The organism is Shewanella indica (assembly GCF_033842865.1).
Taxonomy (GTDB): Bacteria; Pseudomonadota; Gammaproteobacteria; order Enterobacterales; family Shewanellaceae; genus Shewanella; species Shewanella indica.
In genome coordinates, this window is sequence record NZ_JAWXXR010000001.1 from 119,288 (window position 1) to 143,098 (window position 23,811).

Here is a 23,811-nt window from a genome sequence, read left to right on the forward strand (position 1 = left end):
ATATTCTTCGGTCAGGCAAAACGCACATTATGCCGCAAAATCAGAGCTTGATCAGTTTTGCAGTTCACAAAAGCACAAAATAACTGGGGTTTTATCAGAAATGATACGCCATACTAAGGCGAATATCCCGTCCCTGAGCCGCAATGCCGTCAGCCAAATGCGGGCTGTAATACTGGTTGGTCAGGTTACGCAGCGCCAGCCTCAGCTCAAGCCCCTGCAACATATTTTCCGGCTGGAAGGCGAGATACAAGTCCTGCAGAAAATAGGCCTGGCTGGGTCTGTCGCTGACAAACAGGCCCTCATCCGGCACCTTCTGCTGCGCATCATACCAACTGCCACGCCAGGAGAGCGACAGCTCAGGAGTCAGGTAATATCCCAGGTGCAGACGCATATTGAGCGGAGGAATGTCTGCCAGGTTTTCATCCCTGCCACTGCTGTCACGCAGGCTGCCGCTGTGCTTGCCGCGGGTATAGGAAGCCGTATAGTCGGCAAACCAATCGTGCCAACGGTATTGAGCCTCGAAATCGCCACCGTAGATATGGTAGCCGTCGAGATTCACATAACCGCTCTCAAATGGCTGACTCTTGTCGACCCAGAGTCCTTTGCGCTGGGCGATATCCTGTTTTCCCTGATTCCAATACAGAGTCAGTTGGGTCGAGAGCCTGTCATCACCGGCGAAGACCCCATCAAAGGCGCTGCTCAGCCCAAGCTTATAGGCGTGCAGCCGCTCGACATCTATCCCGCGACTGGTCGCCTGAGCACTACTGGCCTTGGCATATTGCACCGCGTAAATCTCATCCACCACAGGTGCCTGCAGGCTGTAGGCATAATCCAGGGTTAGGAAGCTGACATCACCGAGACGGTATTCCAGCCCAAGCCTTGGCGACCAACCGCTGTGGCGGGTAGAGGAAAAATCATGGCCGACACTGGGGTCGTTGTAATCCGGCGCCAGATTGCCATGGCCTATGCTGTAAATACTGTCGAACCGCAACGATGGTTTTAGGATGAGGTTATCCGTCAGGGCAATGCTGTCGCTGATATAAAAGGCGTAGGTATCCTGGCGACCTCCAGGCTGGTAGTAAGGCGTGTACAGGCCGAAGTTTTTCTCCGCCTTGTTCTGATAACTCTTGTTGAATACCAATGAGCGGCGATCGAGCGAGCGATACTGCAGCCCCACAGTCAGCAAGTGGTCACCCAACTGGCTGGTGTTGTTGATATCGATAAAGTCCCTGTCGTATTCGAGCCAGGACTCGTGGCCAAAGTTACCTACAGAAACAAACATCTTATCGAAGGCTATCTGGGGCCTTACCCAGTGCCTGTCGTTACTGCTGCTGGACAGCGCCAATTGCAGATCCCACAGCGGACTGGCCGGTGTATAACGGTAGTTGAGTGAAACTGTGCTGTCTTTATAACTGTTGAGGGCGGTATTGGCGTATTCTGCCGCCTCAAAAGAGCCGTACTTTTTGATATTGAACTCAGATACAGTGGGCATTTCGCCGCGGCGGTTGGCCCAGGGTTTACGGCCTTCATCATCGTAGGAGGTATAGCTCAAAGACAACTTGTGCGCCCCCAACTCATAATCCAGCTTGGCCAGTAGGTTGTTTTGCCGATAGCCTGAGAAACGAAACACCTGGCCATTGCCCAGCTCAAGATCGCCGGCATCTTTATAGCTGTAGTTAACAAGTGCCGACAGCCCTGAGTTCAAGCGGCCATAAAGCGTACCAGTGTAAGTCTCCAAGCCGTTGTTATCGGCATAGCTGGCCTTGACTCTGGCGCCCAAGCTTTTGCCGTAATCCAGAAAATCATCGGCACTCTTGGTCACCACATACATGGAGCCACCGAAACCACCATTGCCGGAGCGGGGATCGTGGGCGCCCTTGATCACCTCAATTCGCTTGACCATATCCGGGTCGATAAAGAAAGAGCCGTAGCGATACTGTTCAAACCCGACCGGGGCGTTGTCGACATAGACATTGAGATCTTCTGTCTCACCAAAGCCCCAGACATTGATTTTCTCACCGCCGCTGCGGGGGCCGCCATCAAGAGTGATGCCGGGCACAGTGTCCAGCACTTCGGCAAAGTTTCCCGCCTGTTGCTCCTCTATGTCCTCCAATGTCACCAAGGCTTCGCCCGGACGGGTCAGCGTCAGTTCCCGACGAAAAGGCTGGCCACGCACCTCTATGATCTCTATCGCTTCCACCTTAGGTTCACCCAGCACGCTGGTACCACTCTTGGACGGCTGAGAAGTGGCGGCCAGCAAGGGCCAGGGCGCCAAGGCACACAGCAGTAATAGCAGCTTGCCGCTCGGCGCCATTCGCCGGGATTGTTCGCTTGTCATCTATCATCTCCCCTTAAAAATAAGGCGGCATTATAAGAATCAAGTCGACAAATGAGAATTATTCTCACCGATATTTACACAGGATCCAATTTGGTTATCTTTGTTTTAAAAATGTAAAACCACTTGACTCACAACAGGCTTTCACCTGAGATATCGCCGTGAAGAAAATGGAGAACAAAAATGAGCTTCAGCGAACAAGGTTTTGCCTTTCTGACCCGGCTGGAAAACAACAACGACAGGGCCTGGTTCAAGCAACATCAGGATGAGTATGAAACCCTGCTCAGGGGGCCAGCACTGGCGTTTATTGAACAGATGCAGCAGCCTATTCAGGCCTTGTCTCCCAGATTGACAGCGATCGCCAAGAAGGTCGGAGGCAGTTTGATGCGGCCACAGCGGGACACTCGCTTTGGTCACGACAAGTCGCCCTACAAGCTCAATGTCGGGATCCAGTTTCGCCATTTTCAGGGTAAGGATGTCCACGCTCCCGGGTTGTATCTGCATCTGGCCAACGATGGCTGCTTTATCGCTGCCGGGATCTGGCGCCCCGAATCCAAGGTGCTCGGCGCCATCAGACAATGTATCGACGACAACCCACGCGCCTACAGTAAGGCGTTGGAGGAATTACAGCGCCATGGGTTTACGATGGACGGTGACAGCCTGGTGCGACCACCCAAGGGGTTCGATAAAAGCCACCCATTGATAAACGAATTGAAACGCAAAGACTTTGTGGCGCTTAAGATGCTGACAAAAGAGCAGGTTTGTCGCAGCGATTTTGTCGACTTCTGTGCCAGTGAGTTCCAACACACCCAGGCGTTGATGCGCTATCTGTGCTTTGCCCTGGACTTGGATTATTGATGTCTGTTCCTGGATTATTGATTGCCGTACCCGAGCTTAAACTGCCCAGGTAGAATCTGGCTCAACGTCCAAGCTGAGCGCGCATCACACTCAACGCCTGCTGCAACTCCTGATGCAAACCGGCCTTGCCGAGCACCCGAATCCCCTGCAGTTGCAACAGTAACCAGGCCGCGAGCGCCTCGGTATTGTCACTGTTAAGCTCGCCGCGCTCTCTGGCGTGGGTCAACGCCTTGGCAAACGCCTCCTTGATGGAGTCAAACAAGTGCCGACTCTCTTGCTGTACGACAGCATCCTCCAGGCTCATCTCCAGCAGCGCATTTTGCAGGAAACAGCCGTATTTTTGCTCTCGCTGCAGGGCCACAAACTGTTCAAGGTAATCAATTACCTGCTGTAACCCTGCGCCTTCAGCGCGCAGGCTGTCGAGCGCTGGCAAAGAGTTTTGCTGCAGATACAGACGCAGCGCCTCCCGGTACAGATTCAGCTTGTCGCCATAAGTGTTATAGAGACTGAATCTGTTGATCCCCAGATGCTCGACCAGATCCGCCACTGAGGTGGCGGCATAGCCCTTTTGCCAAAAGAGCTCCATTGCCAATTTCAGCTTATCTTGCCGGTCAAAATTGCAACTTCTTGCCATACTGCTCCCAAACGTTTTCAGCGAATGACGTGCTGTATATTTAGCCAAATTAATTCTTGACTGATCGTTCTGATATCCCTAAAGTCTAACCTAAACGATCGTTCCGAAAAAGATTTGAATACATTTTCCTGAAACCAAACCAGGAAAAGTAACTAAACGACCCAAGACAGATGGAGAAAGATAGATGAAGCTGTATGAACTCGGACCTACCCCAAGTGCCCGCAGAGTCAGTATTTTCATGGCGGAGAAAGGCATAGATATCGAGCGGATAAACGTCGATCTTCGCGGCGGAGAAAATCTCTCGGCCGAATTCAAGGCCAAGAGTCTCAATGGCCGCATTCCGCTGCTGGAGCTGGATGATGGCAGTTATCTGTGCGAGTCTGTGGCCATCTGCCGTTATCTCGACGAATTGTTCCCTACCGAGCTCAAGCTCTTTGGCAACACGCCGCTGGAGCGAGCAAAGGTGGAGATGTGGCAGCGCATCGTTGAACTGCAGGGGCTGTTACCTGCCTTTCAGGCATTTCGCAATATCAGCGGCATCTACAGCGACCGGGAAACCTGCATTCAAGATTGGGGCGAAGAATCCCGCAAGCGCCTGGAATCTTTCCTGCCTCTGCTGGAGCAGCGCCTGAGTGAATCCCCTTATCTGGCCGGTGACAACTACTCCATTGCCGATATCACCGCCTATATCTTATTGGGATTCATCAAAAATCTGCAGATTTCCCTGCAGCCTTTCCCTGTGCTGCAGAGCTGGTATGAGCAAACCGGACAACGCCCGGCAATGAGCCAGCCAAAACAAGGATAAAAGCAAGGATAAAATCTAGGAGACACACATGATTGAACTCTATACCGCCGCCACCCCCAACGGCTTTAAAATCAGTATTGCCCTGGAAGAGATGGGCTTGCCCTACCGGGTACACCATCTGGATCTCAGTGCCAATGAACAGAAACAACCCGAGTTTTTAGCCATTAACCCAAACGGCCGGATCCCGGCCATCATAGACAGGGATAACGATGATTTCGTGGTGTTTGAATCCGGTGCTATCTTGCTTTACTTGGCTGAAAAAACAGGGAAATTCTTACCTGTAGATGCCAAGAAGCGCTCCCAGGTCATCCAATGGCTGATGTTCCAGATGGGCGGCGTAGGCCCCATGATGGGACAAGCCAATGTGTTCTACCGTTATTTTCCGGAGAAGATCCCGGCCGCGATAGAGCGTTATCAAAAAGAGGGCCGGCGTCTGTTTGAGGTGATGGATAATCAGTTGGCCAAACATGCCTATCTGGCCGGTGATGAGTACAGCATAGCCGATATGGCCACCTGGCCCTGGGTACGGATTTACGACTGGAGCGGCATAGATATTCAAGGCCTGCCTCATCTGCAACGTTGGCTCGATACGCTGGCCCAGCGCCCGGCCTGTCAAAAAGGCATAGTCACCCCTGAGTCCAGAGACCAGTTAAGCGATGAAGACAGGGCCAAACAGATAGCGCAAATGGTTACCCGCTAAGTCTGAGTCGTGTGGTAACCATTAGCAAACATTAGCAAAACAAGGTGCCGGGGACAGGCCGCGGCACTTCTGTTAATATTGGCGCCATTGCTATCCACACTTGATGCAGAGAAACCTTTGACCGCGCCAAGCCCTTCATTGACTCCGGCCCAAAAACGTGCCGCCAGTTATGCCAACACCATCAACACTCTGTTTACTGAAATCCTCGACAGTCGCCAGAGTGCCGATCGGGTGCTGGCGAACTATTTCCGCAGCAACAAGAAACACGGCTCCAAGGACAGAAAGGTCATTCGGGAAACCCTGTTTGCCCTGTTTCGTTGGTGGGGTTGGTTACAACAACTTGAAGCTACCGATGAGCAAACCCTGTGGTTCCAGCGCCTGGCATTGGCGGCGGCGATAGAAGCTCACCCTTGGACGGACATTATCAGTGCCTGGCAGCAACAAGTGGGCAAGTCATTCGCCCTGCCTGAGCAGGCTCTGGCCCCCAAAGCCGCCGCCGCATTGGTATTCAAGGTCTCTGGCCAACATGTCTTGGCAAGAGACCTGGCGCCGGACTGGTTCTGGCAGGCCGTGGCGCCGCTGCCAGCGGCCCGGGAAGAGCTGCTGATAGACGCGCTTTGCAGTCGCCCGCCTATCTGGGCCAGGGTGCAAAATATGCCGCAGTCCAAGGCCCTGGCCGAACTCAGAAGCGCCGGAGTCGATGCTAGCGCCGCTCCCGTCTTCAATGACGCCATCAGCCTTGGCAGCAAGAGTATCAACCTCAATGAAATCAGACTCTATAAAGAAGGGTTTATTGAAGTGCAGGATCTGGCCTCCCAGGTCATAGGCCAGGTTTGCGCCCCAAGAGCCAATGAAAACTGGTGGGACGCCTGCTCCGGCGCCGGTGGCAAGAGCCTGCAACTCAGTTCGCTGATGCAGCAAGATAGTGCCGCCAAAGGCGTTTTTGGCACTATTACCGCCTCGGATATCCGCCCGGCTGCGCTCAATGAACTGGAAAAACGCGCCAAACGCGCCGGTTTCAACATCAAGGTTGCGCCTTGGCGCAGCGATGCCCTGCCGGTTGCCAGAGAAACCTTCGACGGCGTGCTGGTCGATGCCCCCTGCAGCTGCACCGGCACCTGGCGCCGAAATCCGGACATGCGCTGGTTGGATGACAGCCAGGCCATCAGCGATAAACCCGCGCTGCAGCTCGACATACTCAGCCGCGCCTGCGATGCGGTCAAGCCAGGTGGCACTCTGGTTTACGCCACCTGCTCACTGGCGGACAGCGAAAACCGCCAGGTGGTCGATGCCTTCCTGGCCAAGCGGCCCGAGTTTACTCTGGAAACGCTCAGCCACCCATTCAGCGGTGAACAGACGCAGTATTTGACGATTTGGCCCTTTGAAGCCAATGCCGATGGGATGTTTGTTGTTCGTTTTCGTAAACAAGGCTAGCAAGAGTCAGGTTAATGCCCGAAGGGAATCGGGACAGGGAATCGGGGACAGACATGCAATAATTTTTACCTTGAGACGCTAAATTTCTCACTTTAGCTTAACCGGCGCTTTAGGTAAAAAGGAGCGGTGCAACCTATTATGCACTGTGTTATTGGAAATGGACCATGTCAAACCACTATGATTTCGATGACAACGATGCTCCATGGGGAGATCATGTCAGAGGTAAGCAAAAGAACAAACGGGTCAAACAACGCCGCCGGGACAGCAAGAGACGTTATCCGGACGAATATATGGAGCCTGAGTTCCTCAGAGATAAATGGAAATAATCTTGGCTTAATCTCAAGAAAACCAATCAACAACAAAGGGGCTTAGGAAAGGGCGAATAAGCTGCGAATAAGCCCCATTTGTGCACTGCGTCAACTCACCTGTCTAGGCTACGCCAATTTGCAACAACGCCAGCGGCGGCTCCGAAGGGGGTATTGGTGCAATTCTGCAAAAATAACGTTGCTTAAAATTGCTTATATTTCTACAAACATACACCTCATTTCCAGGCACAGGCGGAACTGTGACCGTCGAAAACAGGGACGTTTTCGTCGAGGCTACATGGACGTATTCACGCCATGTCACAGGATCGCCTGTGCGAAAGGCGCACCGCAGGTGATTGGCGGCTGCTTAGCCAGAAGCTAAGACCTAGTTTATTGATGAGTTTTGACTTAAAGCCATGATAGCCGCTGTGCCAGCGGCCTAAAGTCGTGGAGCTTCGCCCCACACCCGAGGAAAGGGGGCTGTATCGACTCGCCCCCTTTCCAAACCCCCAGCGACCCGCGACGCAGCGGAAAACCCCCTGTGCTTTTGATGCCAATTCGCTATCGCGCCAGACGCTCATCCCTGATTCGACTGGCGCTACTTCAACATAAAAAATGGACACCCAGCATTAATGGCGTGGTAGTTAGCTTCCGACTATGCTTTGTTTAAGCATTTAACAAGGAGGTTATTATGCCGCGCCCTCGCCGAACTCAAATCAGCCTTGAAGATACGCCCTACTATCACTGTTGCAGCCGCGTGGTGCGGCGAGCCTTTCTGTGTGGTGATGATGCCTACTCGGGTAAGAATTATGACCACCGCCGTGGTTGGGTGGAATCGTTATTGTTTGAACTGGAAGCTGTTTTTGCCATTGATGTGGCGGCATTCGCCATCATGAGTAATCATCTGCATCTGGTGTTGCATATCGATATAGAGACAGCAAACCGATGGACAGACAGAGAAGTGCTTGAGCAATGGCATAAGCTGTTCAAAGGTGATGAGTTAACCCGCAAATTCACCCAGGGTGAGCTGATTGAAGCGCATGAAGTTCCCAGGCTGAAGCATACTATCGCGAATAAAAAATGGACACCCAGCATTAATGGCGCGGTAGTTAGCTTCCGACTATGCTTTGTTTAAGCATTTAACAAGGAGGTTATTATGCCGCGCCCTCGCCGAACTCAAATCAGCCTTGAAGATACGCCCTACTACCACTGTTGCAGCCGCGTGGTGCGGCGAGCCTTTCTGTGTGGTGATGATGCCTACTCGGGTAAGAATTATGACCACCGCCGTGGTTGGGTGGAATCGTTATTGTTTGAACTGGAAGCTGCTTTTGCCATTGATGTGGCGGCATTCGCCATCATGAGTAATCATCTGCATCTGGTGTTGCATATCGATATAGAGACAGCAAACCGATGGACAGACAGAGAAGTGCTTGAGCAATGGCACAAGCTGTTCAAAGGTGATGAGTTGACCCGCAAATTCACCCAGGGTGAGCTGATTGAAGCGTATGAAGTGCCTAGGCTGAAGCATACTATCGCGATTTTTCGCAGCAGGTTATGTGACATCAGTTGGTTCATGCGTTGTCTCAACGAACCGATAGCGCGTCAAGCCAATCAGGAAGATAACTGTACCGGCCGATTCTATTCGCCGCCATCCCTGGCGCTCTCCCTGCGGGCCAGCTAAAGCTGTTCAAATTTATTCCGGATAAATTTGTGGGAAGGAAGATTTAAGTCGCAAGCCTTACTGGATGAAGCCGCGGTGTTAACCTGCATGGCTTACGTTGACCTCAATCCCATCAGAGCCAAGATGGCGGATACGCCTGAGCAGTCGGCGCATACCAGCATTCGGCTACGTATTCAGGCAGCATTGAAATGCGAACAACCCGCCAGGTTACTGCCCTTTATCGGTAATGAATGCAGTAATCAGCCCTGTGGTATTACGTTTGGGCTCAAGGATTATCTTGAATTGGTGGATGATACCGGGCGCTGTATTCGCAATGATAAACGTGGCGCGATAGGTGAAAAGAGTGCCAAGCTACTGACGCGGTTGAATATCCCTCATGAGAACTGGCTCAAGCTTACCACTGAATTTGGAAGACTATTTCGTGGACCGGTAGGCACCTTGCAAGAGCTCAGCTGTTACTGCGAACATTTGGAGAAGCGACGACGGCATTTTGCAACCAGTAGCCAGTACTTTCAAACGGCTTGAACCCCACTCTATCTCAACCGCAGTCATTGAAATCCCCTGAACCATGGGTAGGGCTAGCACGGCTCAAATCTCGCATTTTTGCGTGAAATCGGTTCGATTTCATCAAACCTCTGCAACTCACGGATATCTTTCTACCTCCGGGTGCTCAAATCCCCTAGCGGTGCTTGAACGCAGACTGAAAGAAGATTAAGTTATTGTTTTAAAGTGGGTGGCTTGATTTTTTCCTCTTTCGACCTCCGGTTGCTCAAATCCCCTACTGGTGCTTGAACGCAGACTGAAAGAAGATTAAGTTATTGTTTTACAGTGGGTGGCTTGATTTTTTGGCCCTGCGAACATTTGGAGAAGCGACGACGGCATTTTGCAACCAGTTGCCAGTACTTTCAAACGGCTTGAACCCCACTCTATCTCAACCGCAGTCATTGAAATCCCCTGAACCATGGGTAGGGCTAGCACGGCTCAAATCTCGCATTTTTGCGTGAAATCGGTTCGATTTCATCAAACCTCTGCAACTCACGGATATCTTTCTACCTCCGGGTGCTCAAATCCCCTAGCGGTGCTTGAACGCAGACCGAAAGAAGATTAAGTTATTGTTTTAAAGTGGGTGGCTTGATTTTTTCTGTAAAAAATGGAGTAGCTTGAAACATCTGAAATGTCTGCAGACATACACCTCATTTCCAGGCACAGGCGGAACTGTGACCGTCGAAAGCAGGGACGTTTTCGTCGAGGCTACATGGACGTATTCACGCCGAGTCACAGGATCGCCTGTGCGAGAGCACACCGCAGGTGATTGGCAGCTGCTTAGCCAGAAGCTAAGACCTAGTTTATTGGTGAGTTTTGGCTTAAAGCTATGTTAGCCGCTGTGCCAGCGGCCGAAAGTCGTGGTGTAAATGCCTCCATGCACAAGGGCCAGTTCGCCATCCCTGGCTCTCGCTCGAAAGCACGTTGCTATGCAACTCTCGCCAAACCACACCGGGCAAGGGGTTTTGCTTGTCCAAAGCCCCTTGCATCCCCAAGGACACCCCGACGTAACCGAAATCCCCACTGGCTTATGAAGCAAATTGGCTACACTCAGGACTCGCCAAATGCATCCATGCATAACGGCCAGCTCGCCTTCCTTGGCTCGCGCTCATGAACTTGTTGCTTCGCAACATTCGCCTTGCTCGACCTTCGAGCCTCGACATCCCTGTCTCGGCTACGCCAATTTGCAACAACGCCAGCGGCGGCTCCGAAGGGGAGCTGGTGCAATTCTGTTAGCGCTGAGTAGCTGGAAACATTTGAGAGTTCTGCAGACATACACCTCATTTCTAGGCACAGGCGGAACTGTGACCTTCCGAGCCAGGGATGGCGAAGCAGAGCTTACAGGGATGTACTTGAACAACGTCCCTGTTTAACGGCCAGCTCGTCATCCATGACTCGCGCTCGAAAGCATGTTGCTGCGCAACTCTCGCCATGTCACAGGATCGCCTGTGCGAAAGGCGCACCGCAGGTGATTGGCTACACCGTGGCCCGAAGCTCGGCCAGTACTAACTTAGGAACTTTTAGCTGGAAGCTATGATAGCCGCTGTGCCAGCGGCCTAAAGTCGTGGAGCTTCGCCCCACACCCGAGGAAAGGGGGCTGTATCGACTCGCCCCCTTTCCAAACCCCCAGCGACCCGCGACGCAGCGGAAACCCCCTTGTGCTTTTGATGCCAATTCGCTATCGCGCCAGACGCTCATCCCTGATTCGACTGGCGCTGCTTCGGCATCCATGCCTCGCTACGCGATTGTCATCAACGCCCTGCGGCCGCTTCGAGCGGGCAAAGTGTATACCTTTAGCATTTGAGGTTCCTGATGATTAGGTGAATTTGAAATCGTGTATAGCCCAAAGACATACACATATTTGCAGCACTGGTTGAACTGTGACCGTCGAAAACGAGGAATAATGCAAACACCCAGCATTAGCTGGGGGAAGTCGCTTTGGGTTTCCAATCCAGTCAATTCTGCTTCAAAAACAAACTAAACCAGGGTTTTGTTGCCTTTGTCAAAAACTTGACCTTTGGCTAATTGTTTTCAAATTTAGTACTGGGTATTGTATAACCAATTCAAACACTTAGTTTTAGCACTTTCTTAAGCTTAAGGCCAGAAGCAGCACTTTTCCGTTTTCAACGGAATGTAGGGACGAACAGAGTTTGGACCCGTGCGGTAGCTATGGCTTTACTCGGCTTTTATAGGACCTGGAGCGTTCATGACAAGCGCCTCAGAACTGAATTTTTATACAGTATTATTGACGTTCCGGGCAAAATGCCGGGAATTTGCAGCTAAGCTTGCGCGTTATTTCCGTAACATTGCAGGAAATGCTATTAAATTCATAACGTTAAAAATACAGCTGGTAGATAATAGGTTTAGAAACCGCGCATGCGCGTTTAGCTGCAAGGGATATTAGGGCTAAACTCTATTATATCCAGCTAATACAAACAGATAGCGATGCGCGTTTACACTCCTCCGAGGACTAAAACGCGCATGCGCACTATACAGCTGTTAGAAATTTAATCAACTTAGTTGGAAAAGAGTAGTAAATTGGAAATACATGAATTAAAGAAAGTTTTCACACCGAGCAGACCTGCACGAATAACGTTTGTGGATCGTGATGAATTCAATGACGATATTGTTACAGCACTAGAGTTGCCTGGCACTCAATTGGTTGTTTTTGGACATACTGGATCAGGAAAAAGCACATTAGTTCAAAACCTTTTACATCGAGTTTATGAAAAACAAATAACCACAAATTGTATGAAAGGGATGACATTTGAAGAGGTTGTTCTGGATGCATTTGATGAACTGGGTGAGTTTTATGTTGATGAAGTAACTAATAATGTTAAGTCATCGATAAATGGTAGAGCTAAAGCTAACTATCTAGCTATTCAAACTCAGTTACAAGCTAGTATTGAAAGTGGGCAAGCGCATAAGCAAAAACGTTACTTACCACCTCAACTCACGCCACAACGATTAGCAAAACTTTTAGGTGAGGCTGGGTACTGTTGGGTACTAGAAGATTTTCATAAAATTGAGGGCGAAGAGAAAGAAAAGTTAGCCCAAATGATGAAAGTGTTTGTTAACTTGTCAGATGAGCATGAAGATTTAAAAGTTATTGCAATCGGCGCTGTAAATTCAGCTCGTGAGGTTGTGGAAACTGATGCAGAAATGAATACTCGAATTTCTGAATTTCAAGTACATCTGATGAACAATGACGAAATACGAGAAATTATCAAAAAAGGTTGCGAAGCTTTGAATGTTGTCATCCCAGAAAAACTACAAGATGAAATAATTCACTACTCCAATGGCCTTGGTTCAATTTGCCATAAACTTTGTTATTTCATGTGTGACGCTGCACTGGTTAAGAAAACGGTCCCTCAGCCTTTTGAGTTTGATTACACTGATCTTAAAGAAGCTCTGAAGCGGTACATTAAAAGTGTAGAAGACACGATTAAAAAATCGTTTGATAAAGCTATGACAATAAATTCAGTGGAAAATACTTTACGTATCGTCGCGCATCAAGAACAAGATGGGGCTCAAATTGACAGTCTACTCGAGTGGGCAGCTGAACATCATATAAAAATAACTAAGAACAAACTTAAAGCAGACTTAGCGAAGTTAGAGAAAGAAGACTTCGGTGAGCTAATCAAGTTTGATGAAAACTCTTGGAAGTACAGTTTTTCAAATCCTTTTTATGGTGCATTTGCTTTGGCTTATTTCGAAGAACAAGATAAGAAGATGCGCTCGGCTAAGAAAAAGTCCCAAAAAGAAATGATGCAACTACTAAATGAAGCGTTCAAGACATTCACTAGTAATGTTGCTCCTGAAGACGGGAATTAAAAATTTATAACAAAGCATTTAAGAGTGATTCCCAACGCATGGCATTTTTCATTCCATCGTTGGGTTTTGTGTTTACGGTGGTATGGTTAAGTGTCGTGGTAGCGTTGCTCACACCTTAATGCGGCGTTAGTTGCTTACTGGTATCCAAATGAATTTCGATAATTTGAAAAGCATTTTAGTTTTGGATGGTGACCATGAAATTAACCTAATTGATAATGACTGGTTGGTTACTAAAGGATTTAACTCAGACGACCATAATTGGTTATCTAAAGAGCAATTTGATGCAGTGTTCATTTCCACCTCTGAGCATTCAAATAATATCTCTGTTTATGCGTTTGAGACGTTTGAAAGAACATACACAAGTACAGGCTTAACTAAGAGGTTAAACGCTGAATTTGAATTGAACTGGGAAAGCTTTGATAGATTTCAGAGTTCCACTGATATCCTATTCCTATATGTGGTTCCTAAAAATTTGAGTTGGATTTTCTATGCAAATAGGGATTGGTGGCAGTTTGCAAAACGCAACTAACAAGCTGTTGAATAGTGGACAAAATTCAGTTGGCTGATTTCGCTCCGCTCAAGATTATAGCCAACCAAATTTTGCCCTTTAACAAGCGAGAAGTAACAAAGACACCCATCAGTAAGTAACAAAGACACCCATTATTAGCTGAGTGAAGGCTCTAGTTGCCTGACTCACAGAAACACTGATGTTTTCACTGAGAGAAAATAATCTTTCAAGCCTTTTGAGGGGTGCTCGGTTATTGAAATGAGTGCAAAAAATCGAATTTCAGGCACGATGGAGTTCGAACAAAGTTCGATTGGAGAGAAATACTTGGGAGCCGCAGGGATTCAGCTAAACAATTTCTGACAATTAGCGAGTTTATCTAACTAAAAGGTGTCTGGAAAACTAGTGGCGATTCATAACGCTACAGCAGAGTTGCTTGAAACTCACAGCAAGCAACTCTGCGATAATAACCTTGGTTTCAACCAAGCTGCGCCCAAGCCTTATTAACTTCTTCGGCGATGATTTCAAGAGGGTGTTCAAAATTCTGTGTCACGTTAAAAATCACAGATCGATGTGAGCATCCAGTCGTCCTTCAAAATGGATGGACAGCTGAGATAGCGTTAAATTCCAGTTTTGAATCGGGTGTGACCACCGCTCCTGAGCCTTCAATATACCGGCGTAGAGCAGTTTGAGTAAACTGTTCTCGTTGGCAAAACCACCCTTGGTTTTCGTCAGTTTACGAAACTGACGATGTACGGCCTCAACCGCGTTCGTGGTGTAGATAGCCTTACGCACGTATTCCGGGTACTTAAAATAGGTCGATAACAGCGCCCACTTGTTGCGCCAGGACTTGATGACCACAGGATATTTGTCGCCCCATTTGGCTTCCAGCTCGTCCAGCGCCATCTCAGCTGCATTGAGGGTTGTGGCTTTATAGACACACTTTAAATCAGCCATAAACGCCTTCTGGTTTTTAGACGCTACGTATTTCATTGAGTTACGAATTTGATGAATGATGCATGACTGCACCTCTGTATGTGGGTAAATGGTTTCAATGGCTTCAGGGAAGCCTTTAAGGCCATCAACACAGGCAATCAGGATGTCTTTAATACCGCGACTATGAAGATCGGTTAGTATACTTAGCCACTGATGTGCACCTTCAGTGTCTGAGATATACAAGCCCAACAGCTCCTTTTTTCCTTCTACATTGAGCGCCAGAATGGTGTACACAGCTTTGCTGACAAAGCGGCCATTCTCTTTGATTTTATAGTGAATAGCATCAAGCCAGAGGATGGGATACAGGGCTTCTAAATCACGTTCACGCCAAGCCTGAAGCTCAGGTAGCAGTTTATCAGTAATGGCGCTGATGGTGCCATTGGGGACTTCAATGCCGTAGATATCGGCGATATGGGCACGAATATCCTGATAACTTGTGCCCAGTGAAAATAGCGCAATGATTTTCCGCTCCATCTCATCGGTCAGGTATGTCTGGTTCTTTTTTACAACCTGAGGCTCGAAGGTGCCATCTCGGTCACGCGGAGTATGCAGCTCAAAGCTACCGGTAGCGGTCTTCAGTGTCTTACTGGTCTTGCCATTTCTGCGATTACCAGGCTGCTTATCTTCAAGATGTTGGTCGAGCTCAACATTGAGGGCCGCTTCAGTAAGCTGTTTAATGAGTGGTGTGAGAATACCATCTTTGCCGGTCAGGTCTTTACCTGCACGCAGAGCTTCAATGGCGGCTTCCATGTCAAATGTAGGTTTGGTCATTTGAATATCCTTTTGGGTGTATATTACTCAAATGACACAGATTTATGAACACTACCGATTTCAATGCCGCGGCGCATCAACTCGGGTTGTTGTACATAGTTCATCCGAATACACTCACCGGCGTGTGGCCACTCTTCGGCGAGTCCGAAGAAGAAATACTCCCCGGGCACCACCAACACGCCCCTGGCTTTCAGGCGGCGATAAAGTTCCATGACACTGATGGGCAGGCCTTCAAACCAGAGCCAAAGGAAAATCGCGCCCTCGGGTTTATGAATTCTGAACCTGGGGTCCGGAGAGAACAACAAAGACACCCATTATTAGCTGAGTGAAGGCTCTAGTTGCCTGGATTACAGAAACACTGATGTTTTCACTGAGAGAAAATCATCTTTCAAACCTTTTGAGGGCCATTCAGTTATTGAAATGAGCGAAAAAGTCGAATTTCAGACACGATGGAGGTCGAATAAAGTTCGATTGGAGAGAAATATCTTGGAGCCTCGGGGATTCAGCTAAACAACTTCTGACAATTAGCGGCTCCTTGTCTTCGTCGTCGTTGTAGGTGAATACAGTAGTCGGTAAGAGATTCCAGTGTACCCACTGGCCCTTTGAATAGACGGCTAAAATCAGTCGTTAACTTGAGCCAGTTGTCGATAGGGATGTTTAAACGATTCAAAATGGTTGTTGTGCCGGCAGTGATGTGACCGCGCTTGTCGTGGCGGATAATGCGCCCGGTATCATCGACCAGTTGTAGATAATCCTTGGCATCAAAGTGCAATCCTTGTGGCATGTTCAGCCGTTCATTGCCGACAAAGGGTAACAGCTCAGGTGTGTTTTTGCCTTGCATCGCGGCCCGTATCCGCCGTTGAATACTGGTATAGTCTGAGTCTTCCGGGATTTTGGCTATTCCCGCGCGGATAGGGTTCAGGTCAACATAAGCCATGCAGGCCAATACGGCTGCATCATCCAATAGCGCCTGGGATTTGAAGCGGCCTTCCCAGAAGCGACCACTGCACCCGTCTTCCCGATTGGCCTGTCTGGCAATAGGTTCATTGAGCGCCCGCATAAACCAACTGATATCCATCAAACGTTGGCGATAGACTTCAGCGGTTTGTTGCAGAGTGAGATATTCAATATCAGAAAGTGTTTCACCGCGCAGAAAACGCTGAGATAACAGAGTTCCACTGTAAAGCAGATGCCAACGCTGTAAAACCTGCTCCAATGTCCATTCAGTGGCGGTTTTCAAGTCAACTCTGAGCACCAAATGCAGATGATTGGACATGACTGCATAGGCACACAAGTCAATGGCGAACACTGCCGCCAGTTCCAATAGACGGGATTCAACCCAATCGCGGCGATGTTCATAGCTCTTGCCGGAATAATCATCAACACCACATAGAAAGGCGCGGCGTACACAGCGGGAGATGCAGTGATAGAAGGGAGTGTCCTCAAGACTGACTTGAGCATATCTTGGCCTCGGCATGGCATCCTTTCCTTTTCAAAGGCTCCATTCAAGCCTAGACAAGGTGAGAGAAACCTGCCAAGAATTATGGGTGTCTTCATTTTGATTAGGTGTCTTCATTTTGATTTTGTCAAGAATTATGGGTGTCTCCATTTTGCTACTTCATTTTGATTAGGTGTCTTCATTTTGATTTTGTCAAGAATTATGGGTGTCTCCATTTTGCTACCTCCGGGTGCTCAAATCCACTACTGGTGCTTGAACGCAGACAGAAAGAAGATTAAGTTATTGTTTTACAGTGGGTGGCTTGATTTTTATATGTGGATTTGAATCTGCCAACAAGTTAAGGAGATGTAGTGTAAATGAGTGATGATTTATATGAGGTTATATATTTCGACCAACATTTGATTCTTAAAAAAAGCTTATATGAACAAGTGCCTCATAGTGGATTAAATGTGGCTTTTAGTTCTAATGAAGGTGTTATTCTTAGACCTCATATATATTTTCGCCCTATCAATATGACTGATACTTTTAATGAATATAAGTTCTCTGAATTAATATTTGAATGTTACGAAGGAATGGCCAATGTTGTTTCTCAATTAGTTGAAGAGAACGATGAGGAAGTCCACGTAATTACGCGTTATTTTATGAGGCACGACGATGAGAATGGTCGTTTATTGGGGGATAAATTCATATACAAAACGGAATATTACACTTTTGAATATCAAATTGAAAACTCTCTAGTACCTATCAAAAGTGCCTGTACTCCTTTGAATCCATTAGGTTTATCCTGTGAAGGTACGCTGGAGTGTTGGGTAGCAGAGATCACCTTGGATAAATATTTTTCTTTACTACGATAATCGTGGTTTTACACATAAAAAACTGCTAAAACGGACGCAGGAACATTCGGTGGTTTTGGTTCTGAGTGTGATTGGCTTGTAGTGGCCAATTAACTTGACCACTACACTGTCAGTACAAGTCTGAGCTAGTGCAGGTAATATTCGACATCGACAACGATTGGAGTGGGTCATTGTTTTTATTTGGCGACTAAACAATAACTCTCCAACCGTTTTCATTTGTAGTCCACGCTAATCTGCGATGAACCTAATTTTTACATTCGTTTTTATACCGCTTCTTCGTTTTCTTCACCGGTACGGATACGAATAATGCGTTCGATATCGGTCACAAAGATCTTACCGTCGCCGATTTTACCGGTACGGGCGGTTTCAACAATCACATCCAGTGCCTGTTCCAGCAGATCATCCTGAATCACCAGTTCTATCTTCACCTTGGGCAGAAAGTCGACCATATACTCGGCACCACGGTACAACTCTGTATGTCCCTTCTGACGGCCAAAACCTTTGACTTCCAGAACCGTCATACCGGTTATTCCTATCTCAGCCAACGCCTCACGGACATCGTCCAGTTTAAACGGCTTGATTATGGCTTCCACTTTCTTCATCAGGCACTCCTTTAGGGCTTGGAATTCTTTTGCGACTCATGACTATTCCCACGGCAGTTTGACCGGAGAAATAGCTCGCGATTTTGCTTGTTCGGATACAATCGCAATAGCTTATCACGACATACTGCGGGCAAGAAGTGATTGTCCGCTCAGATGAAAAAACCAGGCATATTCTTTAGTAGTAGCCATGATCAACTCGGTGTACTTATTCATCCCTTAGGTAAGCAAGTGCAATATTTAGTGCAAACTCATCTAAAAGGACACCAGAGCCGAGCCTCTGCCTGGACTAAACTAACACTCAGGTTCGCCGGATGCGGGCCGCCCAATGCTCAAGGATGAGATTATGCGTCATTTACCACTTGGTTTTTCGCTGCTGGAGGTCATGGTCGCCATGGTGCTGCTGGCAATACTGGCCTCAGTCGGGGCGCCATCACTCAAGTCGCTCTACGAAGGTTATCGCGCTCAAACCGGTATAAAACAAGTACAAAAACTGCTGCAATTTGCCCGTAATCAGGCCATTAGTTATGGCGTCAGAGTCAGTGTCTGTGCGCTCAAGGATGGCCGCTGTGAAGCCGATGCCTGGCAGCAAGGGATAACGGTTTTCAGCGACCGCAACGGTAATCTGACCCTGGATGATGACGACAAGCTGCTGTTTCAAAGCGGCGCTTTTGATAGCCAAGACATACTCAAGTACAACCGGAAAGCGATACGCTTTCTGCCGGATGGACTGGCGTCAGGAACCAATGGCACCTTCAAGTATTGTCCTGGTAAGGCTAATAGTCCCCACTCAAAAGCCTTGATAATCAATCAAGCCGGACGAATTCGACGCTCTCAGGATAAAAACATCAGTTGTCAGGATGGTTGATGCTGGTGGAATTAACGACCACTGCACAGGGTTTGCAAAGACTACTGTAATTAACAACTCATTCACTTATACTTAAGCGTAATCTATTCGTGTGAAGAGTTGACTATGGCTGTTGCACATTTTTCCAGTTCCAGAATCCGTGGCTTTACGCTGGTCGAACTCATGGTCACCATTGCTGTTGCCGCCATACTGCTGTCTGTGGGAGTTCCCTCACTCACTTCTTTATATGAAAGCTATCGCAGTAAGTCGGAAATAAGCCGAATTGAACAAGCCCTGTCCTTCGCCCGCAACCAGGCCATCAGCTATGGTATGGAGGTGAAAGTTTGTGGCTATCAGAGTGATACAGGTTGTGCCGCCAATTTTAATGATGGCCTCAAGGTCTATACCGAGGCCGGAGGCAGCGAAAAAATATTGCGGGTAGTGGAAGGCATCGACAGCAAGGATGCCATCGTGGGCAGCAATGTTGGCTTTCGTGCCGATGGCCTAAGCAACACAGGCGAAGTGACCTTTATCTATTGCCCTTCCAAGCAAGCCAATGGCTCAAGAAGTGTGACGGTTTCCAGCTCAGGGATGATCAAATACGGCGCTGATGGCCTGGCCTGCCCAATTTAAATGACAGAGGTCATGCCGGTTTCAGTAGAGTGAATCTATGTCAGAGCCATGCTTACAAGTCACTTTAATCTGATGGTGAAGTCAACAGGAAACCCACCTCACCTTCTTCAGTCAGCCCCAGAGACTGCCAACCAAGATGGCGATAAAAGCCTTCGGCGCGGGTACCCGGCTCGGTACTGAGTTGCAGCTTGCTACAGCCTCCGGCATGGAGCCAGTCAACCGCTTGCTGTAACAAGGCCTTACCTATGCCCTTTCCTTCCGACTCCGGCGCGATAAAAAGCGCCCAAATTCTGGCATCATCACGATCGCTACAGACAAAACCCAATAGTTGTGTTTCATCCTCTGCAACCCAAGTGCGCCGCCGACCTGTCAAATAGCTGAGATAGCAAGCTTGAGTGATCCGCCCGGGATCCTGCAGGCGGTTTTCGCGCACATTCAATCTCAACGCCATTATGGCAGGAATATCGCTTAACCTGGCGGTGCGTATGCTTGGGTTCATACAATGATAGTAATAAAAACTGTTCACCATGCTCAAATTAACGCCAATCCGGCGGTTATGTCCAGTCATCAATATATTGTTATCCCAAGAGAAGTTTACTCCAGCCAAGCCATAGAAAGTGGAGAAGGTAACACTGCCAAGCAGCAACCTATTACACTTGCTTACACTAAGGAACACATATCCGGCAACGAACGTGTAATTGTAAGAAGCCTGAATATACGCTAGGTTTATTCAGCTAATTCAGTCAGATAAATCTGGCAAACGTCAGTACACAAGGATGGTCGCCATGAACGAACAACGCCCCGACTTTATCTACCCTCCCGGCTCAGTGCTTATGCACTCTCCTCTGGTGTTAACCCAGGCCGATATGTACGGCTTTTTCCTCAAGGGCAAGCTTGCCAATTTGCAACAGAGTGTCGACCAAACCCTGAACCAGGTCGCCAACAACAAGATGTATTTCAAGGTGTTGTCCCCTTATGTACTGACAACTTTCACTCAAATCGCCAAGGCTTATTCCAGTGTCGAGGTGGATCGCAACAAGGGTTGGATCCAGGAAACCGATATCATCACCTGGGTGATGGTGGGCAAACAGGCCAATCCAGATTCCGGCGAAATCAGCGAAATTCTGTTTCAGCCGCTGCATATCTGGGTCAATGATGCGATGGCATTGATCAATGGCCGCGAGCTGTTTGGTTATCCCAAATACGCCTGCGAATACCGGATGCCAGGCGTAGATGAGCCGCTGACAGAACTGTCGTTGGCGGCCAAGAGTTTTCAAAAATTCTCCCCGGATGCCGAGCTGGCAATGGCACCACTGCTCCAGATTAAGTGCAGGCCGCAGCAGGAGAATGCCCTCTCGCCACTGGAAGCCATAGGCCAAACCTGGGACTTTATTCAGGCCCAAACCGACTTTATTCCCGATCTGGATGCTCTTGGGGCCGAGCAGGTATTCGAACTGCTGTTCAAACCGGCGGTGGAGCAAGTTTTCCTGAAGCAGTTCCCCGACGCTTCCGGCACCAAGGCGGTATATCAGGCGCTGCTGCAGGCGCCCGCCAGAGTCACCAAGGTGCATCATCTGTCGCTGCTGGATAACTCCCTGGTGGCCACAGTCTTTGCCAACGACAGCTTCCCGCTGGCCGAAACCCTGGGGGTACAGCTCGGCGAGCAGCAGGTGTTGCTGCCCTACCATGTGAACTTTGACTTTGAGGTGCCGCCGGGCGAAGTGTTGGTGGACAACTCTATAGTCAAAAAAGAGAAAATTGCCATTCTCGGTGGAGGCGTTGCCGCCATTACCGCGGCCATGTGCCTTACAGAACAACCTGGCTGGCAAAACCGGTACCAGATAGATATCTATCAACAGGGCTGGCGCATTGGTGGCAAGGGAGCCTCCGGGCGCAATGCCGCCATGGGGGATCGTATCGAAGAGCATGGGCTGCATATTTGGTTTGGGTTCTACCAAAATGCCGCGGCCCTGATGCGCAAAGCCTATGAGGAACTGGGGCGAGCGGATGACGCGCCGCTGGCCAGCTTTGTCGAAGCATTCAAGCCCCATAACTTTATTGTGCTGCAGGAACAGATAGAGGGGCGCAGCCTGAGCTGGCCCATAGAGTTCCCGCCCATGCCGGGTATCCCCGGCGACAGTACAGAAACCCTGACGCTGTGGAAATTGGTCAAGGCGGCCTTTTACTGGATCCGTCAATGGCTAAAACAGATGGATGAAGTCGATGAGGCCGTGGCCAAGGATAGCCCCAGAGACTGGTTCACCCGCGACTGGTTTGAACGCCTGAACGATCGCATCGAAGAGGCGCTGGATGACGCCAAAGATAGCCTGGAAACCCTGGGAGACAAGCTGGAGTGCCGCTTCAACCAGCTGATAGGCCAGGAGTGTGACGATCACCACCACGACACTGTCGAGGACGATGGCCTAATCGAGAGTGCCGTCGATATACTGCATCGGCGTCTCAAGCGCCGCTTTGGCGATCACTTGAGTGGCAATGACGAGCTCAGGCGCCTCTACATAGGTGCCGACCTCGGTCTGACCATACTCAAGGGGATGTTTGTCGATGGGGTATTCAAGGGCGGATTCGATGTTATCAACGGCTATGACTACCGCGAATGGCTGCGTCGCCATGGCGCCAGCGAGCGTTACACTGTCGATTCGGCACCGGTAAGGGGCTTCTACGATCTGGTGTTCGCCTATGAACAGGGCGATTTCTCCCGCCCCAATGTGGAAGCCGGCACCATAATCCGCTCCATGCTGCGAATTGCCCTCTGCTACCAAGGGGGCGTGATGTGGAAAATGCAGGCCGGCATGGGCGACACAGTATTCACCCCCTACTATGAAGTGTTGAAACGCCGCGGAGTGAATTTTCACTTCTTCCACCAGGTACAACAGCTGCAATGTCAGGGGCAATCCGTCAGCGGCATAGAGATAGTGGAGCAGGCCAGCCTCAAGCCTGGACTCAGCGAGTATCAGCCGTTGGTGGATGTCAAAGGACTCGGCTGCTGGCCAAGCGAGCCTCTGCTATCACAACTGGATGAAACTCAAGCCAGATTAATTGCCGAAAACCGGGTCAACCTGGAACACTTCTGGAGTGATTGGCCGCAGCTGTACCAGCAAGAAACCGGCCACGCTCTGCCGGTGAAGCAGCTGCGTAAGGGGGTAGATTTTGACAAGGTGATCTTCGGTCTATCCATAGGCGCCGTTCCTCATGTGGCTAAAGAAGTGATGACCCAAAGTCCGGCGCTATCACAGGCTGTGGCCAAGGTGCAAACTGTGGCGACCCAGGCCTATCAGTTGTGGCTCAACACAGATCTCAACGGTCTTGGCTGGCAGCTTTTTCCGGCTTCCGGCGAAGAGCCTGTGCTGTCGGCCTTCAGCGAACCCTATGACACCTGGGCCAGTATGGATCAATTGATTGACAAAGAAAGCTGGCCGATAGGCCGCGTCAAGAATGCCAGTTACTTCTGCTCGGCGCTGCCGGTTGCCGAATATCCCCCCAGAGAGCAGAGCGACTTTAACCAGCAAATGAATGCCGTGGCCAAGTCCGGGGCTCTGGGGCAACTCGAGCATCAAATAGGCAATCTCTGGCCGGAAGCCAAAAATGGCTTTGTCTGGGATTGGCTGCACGATCCGGAGGAACGTCAAGGACAACAGCGCTTTGACAGCCAATACTGGCGTGCCAATGTCGACCCGTCCGAGCGGTATGTGTTGTCGGTGAAAGATAGCTCGCGTTTTCGCATCACCACAGACGGTACTGGGCTGGATAACCTCTATGTCACCGGTGATTGGATAAAAACAGGGCTGAATGTGGGCTGCGTCGAAGCCGCAACCATGGCGGGTATGCACACCTCCAAGGCTATCTGTGGCTATCCGCGCCATATCAAGGGTGAGGAAGACTTTTGATAAGCATCCAGGCGAGATTTAGCCGGTTCGACTCAGCTATGAGCTTGCTCTGGACTGAGCTGCTGACTTAGCTCCGGACTTAGCGCAGGAATTAGTCCCGAAATTAGCCCCGA

The 23,811-nt window shown here is 49.4% G+C and carries 17 protein-coding genes and 3 pseudogenes; 13 read left to right on the forward strand and 7 right to left on the reverse strand.

The features are described from left to right. Positions 1-94 precede the first annotated feature (94 nt). The gene (locus SIL79_RS00540) at positions 95-2,338 is read right to left on the reverse strand and encodes a TonB-dependent receptor domain-containing protein (RefSeq protein ID WP_319618891.1); all 2,244 of its coding nucleotides are present in this window, start codon (positions 2,336-2,338) and stop codon (positions 95-97) included. Between the two features lie 180 nt (positions 2,339-2,518). Here SIL79_RS00540 and SIL79_RS00545 point away from each other — a divergent pair, with 180 nt between their 5' ends. Then, positions 2,519-3,193, forward strand: a complete 675-nt coding sequence (locus SIL79_RS00545; protein ID WP_039034740.1) for a DUF2461 domain-containing protein — start codon at positions 2,519-2,521, stop codon at positions 3,191-3,193. Positions 3,194-3,254: 61 nt separating this feature from the next. Here the strand turns inward: SIL79_RS00545 and SIL79_RS00550 are convergent, their stop codons facing one another. After that, a complete protein-coding gene (locus tag SIL79_RS00550) occupies positions 3,255-3,827 on the reverse strand; it encodes a TetR/AcrR family transcriptional regulator (RefSeq protein ID WP_071476619.1) in 573 nt (190 codons plus the stop codon). A gap of 184 nt (positions 3,828-4,011) precedes the next feature. On the opposite strand from SIL79_RS00550, the gene SIL79_RS00555 reads away from it, so the two are divergent. From SIL79_RS00555 to SIL79_RS00590, 8 genes and pseudogenes are all read left to right on the forward strand, one after another. Then, entirely contained in the window at positions 4,012-4,632 is a 621-nt protein-coding gene (locus SIL79_RS00555) for a glutathione S-transferase family protein (protein ID WP_319618892.1), read from the forward strand. 28 nt (positions 4,633-4,660) lie between these two features. Continuing rightward, complete coding sequence (locus SIL79_RS00560) at positions 4,661-5,332, forward strand: glutathione S-transferase family protein (protein WP_039034737.1); 672 nt, start codon at positions 4,661-4,663, stop codon at positions 5,330-5,332. Positions 5,333-5,449: 117 nt separating this feature from the next. Then, on the forward strand, positions 5,450-6,766 hold the full coding sequence (locus tag SIL79_RS00565; protein WP_319618893.1) for an RsmB/NOP family class I SAM-dependent RNA methyltransferase: 1,317 nt from the start codon (positions 5,450-5,452) through the stop codon (positions 6,764-6,766). Between the two features lie 164 nt (positions 6,767-6,930). Further along, a complete protein-coding gene (locus SIL79_RS00570) occupies positions 6,931-7,092 on the forward strand; it encodes a hypothetical protein (protein ID WP_037437387.1) in 162 nt (53 codons plus the stop codon). 670 nt (positions 7,093-7,762) lie between these two features. Then, positions 7,763-8,143, forward strand: a pseudogene (locus SIL79_RS00575) (transposase); the annotation flags it as partial. Positions 8,144-8,227: 84 nt separating this feature from the next. Further along, positions 8,228-9,277: pseudogene (locus SIL79_RS00580) on the forward strand (transposase). Positions 9,278-11,833: 2,556 nt separating this feature from the next. Beyond that, the gene (locus SIL79_RS00585; protein ID WP_319618894.1) at positions 11,834-13,129 is read left to right on the forward strand and encodes an AAA family ATPase; all 1,296 of its coding nucleotides are present in this window, start codon (positions 11,834-11,836) and stop codon (positions 13,127-13,129) included. 148 nt (positions 13,130-13,277) lie between these two features. Then, the gene (locus SIL79_RS00590) at positions 13,278-13,658 is read left to right on the forward strand and encodes a hypothetical protein (protein ID WP_071477379.1); all 381 of its coding nucleotides are present in this window, start codon (positions 13,278-13,280) and stop codon (positions 13,656-13,658) included. A 537-nt stretch (positions 13,659-14,195) separates the two neighbouring features. On the opposite strand, the gene SIL79_RS00595 is transcribed toward SIL79_RS00590, so the two are convergent. The 3 genes and pseudogenes from SIL79_RS00595 to SIL79_RS00605 all read right to left on the reverse strand — a co-directional run bounded on the left by SIL79_RS00595 (position 14,196) and on the right by SIL79_RS00605 (position 16,878). Beyond that, on the reverse strand, positions 14,196-15,401 hold the full coding sequence (locus SIL79_RS00595; RefSeq protein ID WP_117199825.1) for an IS256 family transposase: 1,206 nt from the start codon (positions 15,399-15,401) through the stop codon (positions 14,196-14,198). Positions 15,402-15,424: 23 nt separating this feature from the next. Beyond that, a pseudogene (locus SIL79_RS00600) lies at positions 15,425-15,691 on the reverse strand (hypothetical protein); the annotation flags it as partial. Between the two features lie 212 nt (positions 15,692-15,903). Continuing rightward, entirely contained in the window at positions 15,904-16,878 is a 975-nt protein-coding gene (locus SIL79_RS00605; RefSeq protein WP_221050622.1) for a transposase, read from the reverse strand. Positions 16,879-17,216: 338 nt separating this feature from the next. On the opposite strand from SIL79_RS00605, the gene SIL79_RS00610 reads away from it, so the two are divergent. Then, positions 17,217-17,714 carry a hypothetical protein gene (locus SIL79_RS00610; RefSeq protein ID WP_054744774.1) on the forward strand — a complete coding sequence of 166 codons (498 nt, stop codon included), beginning with the start codon at positions 17,217-17,219 and terminating at the stop codon, positions 17,712-17,714. 263 nt (positions 17,715-17,977) lie between these two features. Here SIL79_RS00610 and glnB read toward each other — a convergent pair whose 3' ends face one another. Next, a complete protein-coding gene (gene glnB, locus SIL79_RS00615) occupies positions 17,978-18,316 on the reverse strand; it encodes a nitrogen regulatory protein P-II (protein ID WP_025009956.1) in 339 nt (112 codons plus the stop codon). A gap of 343 nt (positions 18,317-18,659) precedes the next feature. Between glnB and SIL79_RS00620 the strand changes: the two genes are divergently transcribed. Beyond that, positions 18,660-19,181 (forward strand): GspH/FimT family pseudopilin, encoded by a 522-nt coding sequence (locus tag SIL79_RS00620; protein WP_319618895.1) that lies wholly within the window; start codon positions 18,660-18,662, stop codon positions 19,179-19,181. 105 nt (positions 19,182-19,286) lie between these two features. After that, positions 19,287-19,793 (forward strand): GspH/FimT family pseudopilin, encoded by a 507-nt coding sequence (locus SIL79_RS00625; RefSeq protein WP_039036087.1) that lies wholly within the window; start codon positions 19,287-19,289, stop codon positions 19,791-19,793. Positions 19,794-19,857: 64 nt separating this feature from the next. On the opposite strand, the gene SIL79_RS00630 is transcribed toward SIL79_RS00625, so the two are convergent. Further along, a complete protein-coding gene (locus SIL79_RS00630; protein ID WP_143078467.1) occupies positions 19,858-20,361 on the reverse strand; it encodes a GNAT family N-acetyltransferase in 504 nt (167 codons plus the stop codon). Between the two features lie 217 nt (positions 20,362-20,578). Between SIL79_RS00630 and SIL79_RS00635 the strand changes: the two genes are divergently transcribed. Next, positions 20,579-23,698 carry an NAD(P)-binding protein gene (locus SIL79_RS00635; protein WP_215774124.1) on the forward strand — a complete coding sequence of 1,040 codons (3,120 nt, stop codon included), beginning with the start codon at positions 20,579-20,581 and terminating at the stop codon, positions 23,696-23,698. Positions 23,699-23,811: the final 113 nt, after the last annotated feature.